This window comes from Nocardioides sp. CCNWLW239 (assembly GCF_037137035.1).
In the GTDB taxonomy this organism is placed as follows: Bacteria; Actinomycetota; Actinomycetes; order Propionibacteriales; family Nocardioidaceae; genus Nocardioides.
On record NZ_JBBBNW010000006.1, the window covers coordinates 1 to 10,662 of the forward strand.

A 10,662-nucleotide genomic window follows, 5' to 3' on the forward strand; every position below is an offset into this window, starting at 1 on the left:
CCCCCCCGGGGGGGCCCCCCCGGCGCCGGGGGGGGGCGAGGGCCGCGGTGGCCCCCCCGGCGCCCGCGGGGAGCGACGTCTCGGCGTGGGGGTCAGCCGACGAAGACGGCGGTCGCCTTCGCGGTCTCGGGCCCGGCCGGCTCGTAGAGCGCCAGGAACTCGCCGTCAGGGGCGAAGACCGCGGTGAGCCCGTCGAGCGCCAGCCCGAGCTTGCGTCCGAAGCGGACGTCCTGGGCCTGCTCCGCGGAGAGGTCATACGGGGTGAACGCAGCGCGCGCGGCGTCGGCCAGCGGCAGCGTCGCGAACTCGTCGGCGAGCTCGTCGAGCGTCTTGGCGACGTCGAGGCCGTAGGGGCCGACCGCGGTGCGGCGCAGCATCGTCAGGTGGCCACCGACCCCGAGCGCCTCACCGACATCGCGAGCGATCGCCCGGATGTAGGTGCCGCTGGAGCAGCGTACGGAGATGTCGACATCGACCAGGTCGCCCTCGCTCCGGATCTCGCCGACGGTGAGCTCGTGCACCGTCACCGGCCGGGCCTTGAGCTCGACCTGCTCCCCGTCGCGTACGCGCTGGTAGGCGCGCTTGCCGTCGACCTTGATCGCCGACACCGCGGTCGGCACCTGGAGGATGTCGCCGACCTGGGCATCGAAGGCGCTGCGCACGTCCTCGGCGGCCAGCCCGCCCGCGGCCACCGCCGCGACGAGCTCACCCTCGGCGTCGTCGGTCGTGGTGCTCTGGCCGAGCCGCACGGTCGCGTCGTAGGACTTCTCGGTCAGCATCAGGTGGCCGAGGAGCCGGGTGGCGCGCTCGATCCCCAGGACGAGTACGCCGGTGGCCATCGGGTCCAGGGTGCCGGCATGCCCGACCTTGCGGGTGCCAGCCAGTCGCCGCACGCGCGCGACGACGTCGTGGGAGGTCACGCCGGCGGGCTTGTCGACGATGACCAGCCCGGAGACTGCGGAGGTCACTCCTCCTCGTCCTCGTCCTCATCCCACTCGGCCTCACGAGGCTTCTTGTAGGGGTCGGCCTCCCCGGCGTAGGTCTCCCCACGGGCCGCAGCGACCGCGTCGTCCTGCGCCTTGGCGCGAGCAAGGACGTCGTCGAGGTGGCGAGCCGTCTCCGGCAGCGCGTCGTGGATGAACTCCAGCGTCGGCGCGGTGCGGGTGCCGAGCTGCTTGGCGACCTCGGAGCGGATCAGCCCCTTGGCCGACTCCAGCGCCGCGGCCGTGCCGGCCAGCTCGGCCTCCGAGTCCGCGCCCAGCACGGTGTAGAAGATCGTCGCGTGCTGGCTGTCGCCCGTCACGCGCACATCGGTGATGGTGACGAAGCCGATCCGCGGATCCTTGATGCGCCGCTCCAGCATCTGGGCGACGACGACCTTGATCCGGTCCGCGATCCGACGTACGCGTGGGCTACTCATGTTCACACTCTCTCAAATGATCGAAGCAAATCGAGACGTTGGCCGGGCCGCGACTGCGACCCGGCCAACGTCAGAGGCTGGTTCAGCTGTGCTGACCGCTTCAGCCTCGGGGAATCTCCACCATCTCGAAGGCTTCGACGATGTCGCCTTCCTTGATGTCCTGGAAGTTCTTCAGGACCAGACCGCACTCGAAGCCCTCGCGGACCTCGGAGGCGTCGTCCTTCTCACGGCGCAGCGAGGCAAGGTCGAGGTTGTCGGCCGCCACGGAGCCGTCGCGCAGGACGCGAACCTTGGCGTTGCGGCGGATGACACCGTCGGTGACCATACAACCCGCGATGTTGCCGGCCTTCGACGAGCGGAAGATCGCACGGATCTCCGCGTGGCCGAGGACCTTCTCCTCGTATTCCGGCTTGAGCATGCCCTTGAGGGCCGCCTCGATCTCCTCGATCGCCTGGTAGATGACCGAGTAGTAGCGGATCTCGACACCCTCGCGGTCGGCCAGCTCCGTCGCCTTGCCCTGCGGGCGGACGTTGAAGCCGATGATGATCGCGTCGGAGGCAGCCGCCAGGTCGACGTTGGTCTCGGTGATCGCACCGACACCGCGGTCGATGACCCGGATGCCGACCTCGTCGCCGACGTCGATCTTGGCCAGTGCGTCCTCGAGCGCCTCGACCGAACCGGACACGTCGCCCTTGAGGATGAGGTTGAGCTCCTGGCTCTCGCCCTTCTCCATGGAGGCCATGAAGTCCTCCAGCGTGCGACGTACGCGGCGCTTGGCCTGCTGCGCGGCACGCTCGCGTGCCTCGCGCTTCTCGGCGATCTGGCGAGCCATCCGGTCGTCCTCGACGACCAGGAAGCTCTGACCGGCACCCGGCACCGCCGAGAGACCCAGGACCATCGCCGGACGCGACGGGGTCGCCTCGGTGATCTCGTGACCGTATTCGTCGATCATCGCGCGGACGCGGCCGTGGGCCGGGCCGGCGACGATGGACTCACCCACGCGCAGCGTGCCGCGCTGGACCAGGATGGTCGCGACCGGGCCGCGGCCACGGTCGAGGTGAGCCTCGATGACGATGCCCTGCGCGTCCTGGCTGGCGTTGGCCTGCAGGTCGAGCGAGGCGTCGGCGGTCAGCACGACCGCCTCGAGGAGGCCGTCGATGTTGATCCGCGACTTCGCCGAGATCTCGACGAACATCGTGTCGCCGCCGTATTCCTCGGGGATGAGGCCGTACTCGGTCAGCTGGCCACGGACCTTGGTCGGGTCCGCCTCCGGCTTGTCGATCTTGTTGATCGCGACCACGATCGGGACACCGGCCGCCTTGGCGTGGTTGAGCGCCTCGATGGTCTGCGGCATCACACCGTCATCGGCCGCGACCACGAGGATCGCGAGGTCCGAGGACTGCGAACCACGAGCACGCATGGCGGTGAACGCCTCGTGACCCGGGGTGTCGATGAAGGTGATCTTGCGCTCGGTGCCGTCGACCTCGGTCGAGACCTGGTAGGCACCGATGTGCTGGGTGATGCCACCGGCCTCGCCCTCGATGACGTTGGCGTCACGGATGGCGTCGAGCAGCTTGGTCTTACCGTGGTCGACGTGACCCATGACGGTGACGACCGGCGGTCGGACCGTCCAGTCGGACTCGTCGCCCTCGTCGCCGAGCTCGATGTCGAAGGACTCCAGCAGCTCGCGGTCCTCGTCCTCGGGGGAGACGACCTGGACGACGTAGTTGAGCTCCTCACCGAGCAGCTCGAGGGTCTCGTCGTTGACGGACTCGGTCGCGGTGACCATCTCACCGAGGCCGAACAGCATCTGCACCAGCTGAGCCGGGTCGACGCCGATCTTCTCGGCGAAGTCGGTCAGCGAGGCACCACGGGCGAGACGCACGGTCTCGCCGTTGCCCTTGCGTACGCGGATGCCACCGATCGTCGGGGCCTCCATGGCCTCGAACTCCTGGCGACGCGCCCGCTTCGACTTCCGGCCACGGCGCGAGGGACCACCCGGGCGACCGAAGGCACCCTGGGTCGTTCCACGACCACCGGGGCGACCGGCACCGGGACGACCGCCACCGGGACCGCCGCCGAAGCCGCCGCCACCAGGACGACCGGCACCGCCGCCGCCACCGGGACGCCCACCGGCGCCCGGACGACCGCCGCCACCGGGACGACCCGGGGCACCGGCACGACCGCCGGGACCGCCACCAGGACGGGCTCCGAACGCGGCCGGGGACTTCGGCATCATCGCCGGGTTGGGACGCGGCATGCCGGGACGGCCACCGGTCTGGCCACCCTCACGGGCAGCGGCAGGACGCGGCGGACGCTGGTCGCCACCGGCCGGGGCACCGCCCTGGCCACCCTGACCTCCACCCTGGCCGCCGGGACGCGGACGCCCCATGCCCTGGTTGGAGGAGAACGGGTTGTTGCCCGGGCGCGGAGCACCGGGCTTGCCGACCGGACGCGGTCCCGGACGACCGGCACCACCCGCGCCACCGCGAGCAGCGGGGGTCTGCGGACGAGCACCGGGCTTCGGGGCGCCGGGCTTGGGCGCACCGGGCTTCGGGGCGGCCGGACGACGGTCAGCAGACGCGTCCTGGCTGGGCTTGGGCGCGGCCGGAGCCGACGCCGCAGGGGCTGCCGGCGCAGCCTCGGCCTTCTTGGCCGGAGGCTTCGGGCCGGGCTTGGGCGCAGCAGGCTTGCTCGCCGCGGGCTCCTCGGCAGGCTTCTCGGGCGCCTTGTCCGCAGCCTTCTTGGGGGCCGCGGGCTTGGGGGCTGCCGGCTTGGGGCCGGGCTTGGGGGCGGTCTTCTCGTCCGTGGACGCGGAACCACCCTTGCCGCCGGCCTTCAGGCCGGGGCCGATCTCCTTGCGGAAACGCATCTCCGCAGGCAGCTCGACGGTCGAGCTCGCCGACTTGACGAACTCACCCATCTCCTTGAACTTCTCGAGAACGAACTTGCTCTCGACTCCGAACTCTTTGGCGAGTTCGTGGACTCGGGTCTTAGCCACGCTTCTCCTTCTGGCCACAGACCCAAATCCGGGTAAACCTGTGACCACTAGTGGATGTAGAACACGCTCATCGCGAAGTACTCATCGAGTGCTCATGAGCTTTTGCTCCAATTCCTGGTCAGATGACCGTCGGCGACGGTCGTGGATGTCTGGCGCGTGTCGAGGTAGTCCCCCACCGGTGCGCTGGAAAGCCCGCCCACAGCCCCTTTCCTTTGCGGGAACAGGGCCCGGGTGAACGCCTTCCGGCGCACCGCGAGTTCATAACACTCACGCGTGGGGTGCACATGCGCCCCCCGCCCGGGTGCGGTGGCTGTCGGATCGGGCACCACGGCCGGTTGGCCGTCAGGGTCCGAGCCGGCGGTCACCCGCAACAACTCGCGCTTGGCGGCTCGCTTCCGGCAACCCACACACGTACGGACGGGTCCGTCCTGCGCAGGTTCTTCGAAGCGTGCCACCGATCCTTAACACTACCGCTTCCGGGGTTCGGTAGACGAAACCGGGGCTCAGGTCGTTCTTATTCCGTGACCGTTCCGCGCAGAACGGCGGCGATCTCCGGCCAGGCCAGCATCCCGAGCTCACGGTCGGCCGCCTCCGAGCCGCCCCACGCGAGCCTTCTACTCGGCGGGAGAACCGGCTCCCCGGGCAGCACGACCCGATGACCGGCCTCCGGGTGGGTGACCACGATCGTCTCCAGGTCATGAGCCGTACGCCGCCGCCGGACCGTCTCGGCGAAGAGGACCGAGGGCCACAGCGCGTCGTCTCCCCCGGCGACCAGGACGACTTCACCGCGGATGCGCTCGACCGGGATGGTCGCGGCGGGCACCCGGTCGGCGTACTTCTCCAGGGCCGAGAGGTAGGCCTCGCAGAACGACGGGAGCTCCCCGCCTGCCTCCTTCACGGCCTCCTCGGCGGATTCGTCGTCGAAAGGCACGAACGGCACCTGCTGGCCACGCAACGTCCACGACGACCGCTGCGGCCGCTCCTCGCTGAGCCCGGCCCAGGAGACGTACGTCGGGGAGATCCCGACCACCGCGTCGATCTCCGGGTGCAGGGTGCCGAGCAGCAGCGCCGCCTGGGCGCCCCACGACGTCCCGAGCACGACCAGTCGCTCGTAGCGGGCGTGCAGGTCGGCGAGGACGTCGTCGAACGTCTCCAGCGGCATCAGCCGCGCCTCGTCCGGCTGCCTCGGACCACCGAAGTAGCGGATCGAGGCGGCGGCGACGCCGTGGGAGGCGAGCATGCGGCACCGGTCGGTCTCGATCCTCCCCGAGGACCCGGAGAGGACGAGCACACCGGCGGTCGCGCCCTCAGGCTCCAGCAGGACACCCTCGGGGCTGGTCAGGGCGGTCTCGCGCACGATCAGGCGACCGGGGTCTCCTCGTCGGAGCGGATGTCGATGCGCCAGCCGGTCAGGCGGGCGGCGAGGCGGGCGTTCTGGCCCTCCTTGCCGATGGCCAGCGAGAGCTGATAGTCGGGCACGACGACACGAGCCGACTTGGTCGCCTCGTCGATGATCTGGACCGAGGAGACCCGGGCCGGCGAGAGCGCGGAGGCGACGAGCACCTTCGGATCCTCGGACCAGTCGACGATGTCGATCTTCTCACCCTGCAGCTCCGACATCACCTGACGGACCCGCTGGCCCATCGGGCCGATGCAGGCACCCTTGGCGTTGACGCCGGCCACGGTCGACTTGACCGCGATCTTGGTGCGGTGGCCGGCTTCGCGGGCGATCGCGGAGATCTCGACGGTGCCGTCGGCGATCTCGGGGACCTCGAAGGAGAAGAGCTTCTTGACCAGGTTGGGGTGGGAGCGCGAGAGCGTGATCTGCGGGCCGCGCATGCCCTTGCGCACGCTCACGACCAGCGCCTTGATCCGGGTGCCGTGGCTGTAGTCCTCGCCCGGCACGCGCTCGGAGAGCGGGATGACACCCTCGAGCCGGCCCAGGTCGACGAGCACGTCGTCAGGGTTGCGGCCCTGCTGGATGACGCCGGAGAGGATGTCGCCCTCCTTGCCGGAGAACTCGCCGAACTTCACGTCGTCCTCGGCGTCGCGCAGCCGCTGCAGCACGATCTGCTTGGCAGTGGTCGCGGCGATGCGGCCGAAACCCTCGGGCGTGTCGTCGTACTCCCCGACGACATTGCCCTCGTCGTCGACCTCGGAGGCGAGCACGCGCACGTGGCCGGTCTTGCGGTCCAGGTCGACCCGCGCCTTCGTCTGGGCACCCTCGGTCTTGTGGTAGGCCGTCAACAGCCCCTGTTCGATCGCCTCGACGAGCACATCGAGCGAGATCTCCCGCTCCCGCTCCAGCATCCGCAGGATGCTCATATCGATGTCCATGGCCTACTACTCCCCCTCGTCGATCCGCTTGAACTCGATCTGCACAAGCGCCTTCTTCACGTCTGCGTACGCCACCTCGCGGCGCTTGCCGCTCACCTCGAGACTCGCGCGTTCCTCGTCGGACTCCTTGACGCGTCCGGTGAACGTGGACCCATCGGCTGCGGTGACCTTGACCAGGCGACCCTTGTTGCGGCGCCAGTGGCGCGGCAGGGTCAGCGGCCGGTCGACCCCGGGAGAGGTCACCTCGAGCGTGTAGGGCTGCTCGCCCATGACGTCGGACTCGTCGAGGACCCGGTTGACCTCACGGGTCGCATCGGTGACCTCTTCATGGGTGATCCCACCGTCCTTGTCGACGGCGATCCGCAGGATCCGGCGTTTGCCGGCAGGTGTGATCTCGACGGCCTCGATATCGAGGCCCAGGGCCAGAAGCGGGTCGGCGAGGGCCTCCTCGATGGCACTCGCGATCGCGTCCTTCCGCTCAGCACTCAACGCGATCTCCCCCTGCATCCTGTTGTCTGGTCCTGTTGTGGTGCGCCTCCGAGCACGCGGCGCCTCTGGTGACACCATACCTGTACGCCTCGGGTGTCTCGAACGCCGCGCGGCTGTGTTGGAAAGCCGCCGACGCGACTCCCACCGGGTGTCGTTAGGGTTCCTCACGTGACCAGCGCACGTGCCCTTCGGATGCTCTCGCGGCGCACCACTGTGGGTGTCGCCGTGGTTGCCCCGTTGGCCGCCTCGGCGTGTTCGGCCTCGGAGATGCTGGATCCTGTCAAAGCACCCCCACCGAGCACTCCCCCGGCCCCCGCCAACCCCGACCAGAGTGTGATCGATGCCACGGTCGCCGAGATGCTCGGTGCCGACAAGGGCGCCCCGCCGGAGTTCGCCCGGCTCCATCGCATACACATCGAGGCACTCGCTCCGACCGAGGGCGTGACCGCTGCCCCGGCGGAAGGAACCTGGCAGGAGCGTGAGCTCGCCCTGGTCACGACGCTCACCGCCGCTGCCGGGCGCGCCGTCGACCCGCAGCTGATCACGCTCCTCGCCTCGGCAGCAGCCGGCCAGCAGCAGCTCCTGCACGGACGGGGGCTGGCATGACGACCGCCGATTCCACCTCGACGTCCACCTCGACGTCCACGTCGACGTCCACCTCGACAGAGGCCGTCCAGGCAGCGCTCGCGGTCGAGCACTCCGCGATCTACGTCCTCGGCGCCCTGGGCGGGCGCACCTCCTCCTCGTCGGCGCCGGCACTGGCGCAAGCGCTCGCGACCGCCTACGACGACCATGTGAACGCCCGCGAGGCCCTGGCCGCGCAGGTGGTGGCTGCCGGGATCGAGCCGGTCGCACCCTCCGCTGTCTACGACCTGCCCGGTCGGCTCGGTTCCACGGCCGGTATCAACGCGGCAGCACTGCGGCTCGAGCGGGACATCACCGCGACCTATCTCTCGCTGGTCCCGAAGGCGACCGGCACCGACCGCGTGCTGCTGATCCAGCTCCTCTGTCGCGCAGCCGCGCGACAGCTCGACCTGGGCGCCAAGCCGACAGCGTTCCCCGGGACCTGAGCCGGACCGAAAACCAAGATGGCCCGCGAACCGTCCGGCGCGGGAGACTCCCGAGATGTCTCCCGAGACCGGGCGGCTCGCGGGCCAGGTTGTGGCCTGGACACGAGGCCTGAGAAGTTCGCCTGGGGGCTGAACCTCTCTTGCAGAAGTATGCAATCCCCGCTCAGAATGGCCCAGACCCGCAAATACGCATTGCAAGAACTTGCAACTTTTCCCGGCGTCATTCCCAGGAGCGAATGATCTGGTGTATGTCGCCCAGTCGTTGCGCGACGGCGTCCGGGGAGCCCTCGCTGTGGCCGAGCTGGCTGATCGGGATGTTGCTGTGCGGGATGTGGATCGCCCGCATGCCAGCCTTCTGAGCACCGTACACATCATCGAAGAGCCTGTCGCCCACGTAGACGCATCGAGACGGATCCGAGACCTTCACCGCGTCCATCGCCGCCCCGAACGCTTCCTCGGCGGGCTTCGTCCACGGCACCTCGGAGGTGTAGACGTCACCGTCGATCAGGTCCACCACCCCGTCGCGCTCGAAGAACCCTCGGTGCCACCCGCGCGGCCAGATCGTGTTGGACAGCACGCCGACACGTACGCCGTCGGCGCGGAGCGCCTCCCACAACGGCCGCACCTCGGGATCGGTCAGGGTGTGCGGCTCCCAGAACTCGTAGTAGGCGGCGAGCAGGTCGGGGTCGTGCTCGAGACCCGCCTCGGTGAAGAGGTCGCCGATCGTCGAGCTCTGCTGAAGGTCACGGCTCCTCGCCCAGATCGTGTCGCCGGCCTGATGGAGCCTGGTCGCGTTGACCGGGTGGTCGTCGTCGCAGGCGCCCTTCACCGCTTGCGCCAGCGCCAGCGACTCCGCATGGAAGTCGATGTCGTGCCACTTCGTCAGCGTGCCGCCCCAGTCGAAGATCACCGCGTCGATCGCCATGGCCCGACCCTAGCGGCGCTCAGCGGTACGGTCGCGCCGATTCTGCGGCCTCGGTGAGCTGCTCGCGGAAGTCGGGGTGGGCGCAGCTGTCGATGATCCGGCGCGCCCGAGCGGCCGGCGAGAGGCCGCGCAGGTCCGCGACCCCCTGCTCGGTGACGACGACCTGCACCTCGTGGGCCGTGTGGTCGACCCGGCTGACGGACGGCACGACCCGCGAGACCGTGCCCTGCTCGGTCGTCGAGGGCGCGACGAAGAAGTTGAGATGGGCGTTGCCCGCGAAGTCGCTGGACCCGTCGACGGCGTTCACGTTGCCGTGGATGTCGACCTCGGTCATCGAGTCGATCGCGATGAGCCCGAGGCGGCAGATGACCTCGGGATGGTTGGAGATCTCCTGCGGTCGCAGCAGGACCCGGCCCTTGTAGTGGTGGACGTCGCCGTCGAACCGTCGGGAGCCCGCCTCGGAGAGAGCCAAGGAGGTCGCCGAGACCCCGATGAGCTTCCCCGAGTCCAGCAGGTCGAGGAGACCGTCGTGGATGGTGTCGGTGTAGGCCGTCAGGTGCTCGAACTCTGCCTTCTGGAGGCCGGCGAGGACCGCGTCGGGGACGGGCCCGGCACCGGCGTGGAGCGGGAGCAGGCTGCGATGCAGCCGGTCGTGGCGTACCTCGTGGCGAAGGAAGTCCACGACGAGGTCGGCCATCGTCCGGCTCAACTCGTCGATCGGGCTCGACGGTGTCCCCTCGTCGGGGCGATCGGTCTCGACGACGGCGACGACCTTGGCCGGATCGACGAGCATGAACGGGTCGCCGATCCTCTGCATCGGCGTCGTCAGCTGGATCGGCGCCCGCAGCAGCGGCAGCCGGGGCCCGTGATGGATGTCGTGAAACCCCTCGTAACCACGCGGGTGCCGGCTGTTGACCTCGAGGATCACCGTGTCGGCGAGGTCGAGCCAGGTCTGACTGTTGCCGACGCTGCTCCCCGGGACCAGCAGCCCGTCGGGCAGGACCGCCGCCACCTCGACCACCGCGACGTCGAGGGCGCCGTAGAACCCGGAGAGGGCGTGCTGGGCGACCCGTGAGTGTCGTACGTCGATCCCCGCGGGCCACTCCTGGACCTCGCCCAACGCCTCCGGCACCGCCTTCGGGCGGCCGGCGCCGGCGAACCCTGAGAACGCCAAGGTCTCCCTCGGGCCGATCTGCGCGGCCGCCTCCGCGCCGCTCATCACGCGCGCGACGAGCGCGGCGTCAAGAATCCTGTCCCCCGTCATGGGACCGATCCTGCCTCAACGCACCCTTCGAATCGGTGGAATCGACGGTCGAGGATGCAGTCGGGGGGGGCGGAAAAACAGGTTTTTGGGCCCCCCCCCCCCCCCCCGCGGGGGGGGGGGGCGCGGGCGCCCCCCGGGCGGGGGGGGGGGGGGGGC

General features: G+C 69.9%; 11 protein-coding genes. 2 read left to right on the top strand and 9 right to left on the bottom strand.

Annotation, left to right across the window (positions count from 1 at the left end):
* Window positions 1-92: 92 nt before the first annotated feature.
* The 7 genes from truB to rimP all read right to left on the bottom strand — a co-directional run bounded on the left by truB (window position 93) and on the right by rimP (window position 7,247).
* On the bottom strand, window positions 93-968 hold the full coding sequence (gene truB / locus WBG06_RS20765) for a tRNA pseudouridine(55) synthase TruB (protein ID WP_336738872.1): 876 nt from the start codon (window positions 966-968) through the stop codon (window positions 93-95).
* The gene (gene rbfA / locus WBG06_RS20770; RefSeq protein WP_336738873.1) at window positions 965-1,426 is read right to left on the bottom strand and encodes a 30S ribosome-binding factor RbfA; all 462 of its coding nucleotides are present in this window, start codon (window positions 1,424-1,426) and stop codon (window positions 965-967) included. The genes truB and rbfA overlap by 4 nt, the downstream gene beginning before the upstream one ends.
* A gap of 94 nt (window positions 1,427-1,520) precedes the next feature.
* The gene (gene infB, locus WBG06_RS20775) at window positions 1,521-4,421 is read right to left on the bottom strand and encodes a translation initiation factor IF-2 (protein WP_336738874.1); all 2,901 of its coding nucleotides are present in this window, start codon (window positions 4,419-4,421) and stop codon (window positions 1,521-1,523) included.
* A 92-nt stretch (window positions 4,422-4,513) separates the two neighbouring features.
* Window positions 4,514-4,876 (bottom strand): YlxR family protein, encoded by a 363-nt coding sequence (locus WBG06_RS20780; protein ID WP_336738875.1) that lies wholly within the window; start codon window positions 4,874-4,876, stop codon window positions 4,514-4,516.
* 59 nt (window positions 4,877-4,935) lie between these two features.
* A complete protein-coding gene (locus WBG06_RS20785) occupies window positions 4,936-5,778 on the bottom strand; it encodes an alpha/beta fold hydrolase (protein WP_336738876.1) in 843 nt (280 codons plus the stop codon).
* A 2-nt stretch (window positions 5,779-5,780) separates the two neighbouring features.
* Window positions 5,781-6,758, bottom strand: a complete 978-nt coding sequence (gene nusA, locus WBG06_RS20790) for a transcription termination factor NusA (protein ID WP_336738877.1) — start codon at window positions 6,756-6,758, stop codon at window positions 5,781-5,783.
* 6 nt (window positions 6,759-6,764) lie between these two features.
* Entirely contained in the window at window positions 6,765-7,247 is a 483-nt protein-coding gene (rimP, locus tag WBG06_RS20795) for a ribosome maturation factor RimP (RefSeq protein ID WP_442945489.1), read from the bottom strand.
* A gap of 168 nt (window positions 7,248-7,415) precedes the next feature.
* Between rimP and WBG06_RS20800 the strand changes: the two genes are divergently transcribed.
* Together WBG06_RS20800 and WBG06_RS20805 are read left to right on the top strand one after the other, a co-directional pair.
* Window positions 7,416-7,853, top strand: a complete 438-nt coding sequence (locus tag WBG06_RS20800; protein WP_336738879.1) for a hypothetical protein — start codon at window positions 7,416-7,418, stop codon at window positions 7,851-7,853.
* Window positions 7,850-8,317 carry a DUF4439 domain-containing protein gene (locus WBG06_RS20805; protein ID WP_336738880.1) on the top strand — a complete coding sequence of 156 codons (468 nt, stop codon included), beginning with the start codon at window positions 7,850-7,852 and terminating at the stop codon, window positions 8,315-8,317. Before WBG06_RS20800 ends, WBG06_RS20805 begins: the two co-directional genes overlap by 4 nt.
* A gap of 220 nt (window positions 8,318-8,537) precedes the next feature.
* Here the strand turns inward: WBG06_RS20805 and WBG06_RS20810 are convergent, their stop codons facing one another.
* Window positions 8,538-9,242: an HAD family hydrolase gene (locus WBG06_RS20810; RefSeq protein WP_336738881.1), complete on the bottom strand. Its 705-nt coding sequence runs from the start codon at window positions 9,240-9,242 to the stop codon at window positions 8,538-8,540.
* Between the two features lie 19 nt (window positions 9,243-9,261).
* A complete protein-coding gene (locus WBG06_RS20815) occupies window positions 9,262-10,506 on the bottom strand; it encodes an acetyl-CoA hydrolase/transferase C-terminal domain-containing protein (protein ID WP_336738882.1) in 1,245 nt (414 codons plus the stop codon).
* Window positions 10,507-10,662: the final 156 nt, after the last annotated feature.

Bases quoted from the DNA above. Each gene is read 5' to 3' on its own strand.
- WBG06_RS20805 (WP_336738880.1), top strand. From the start codon at position 7,850: ATGACGACCGCCGATTCCACCTCGACGTCCACCTCGACGTCCACGTCG.
- nusA (WP_336738877.1), bottom strand. From the start codon at position 6,758: ATGGACATCGATATGAGCATCCTGCGGATGCTGGAGCGGGAGCGGGAG.
- WBG06_RS20815 (WP_336738882.1), bottom strand. From the start codon at position 10,506: ATGACGGGGGACAGGATTCTTGACGCCGCGCTCGTCGCGCGCGTGATG.
- WBG06_RS20810 (WP_336738881.1), bottom strand. From the start codon at position 9,242: ATGGCGATCGACGCGGTGATCTTCGACTGGGGCGGCACGCTGACGAAG.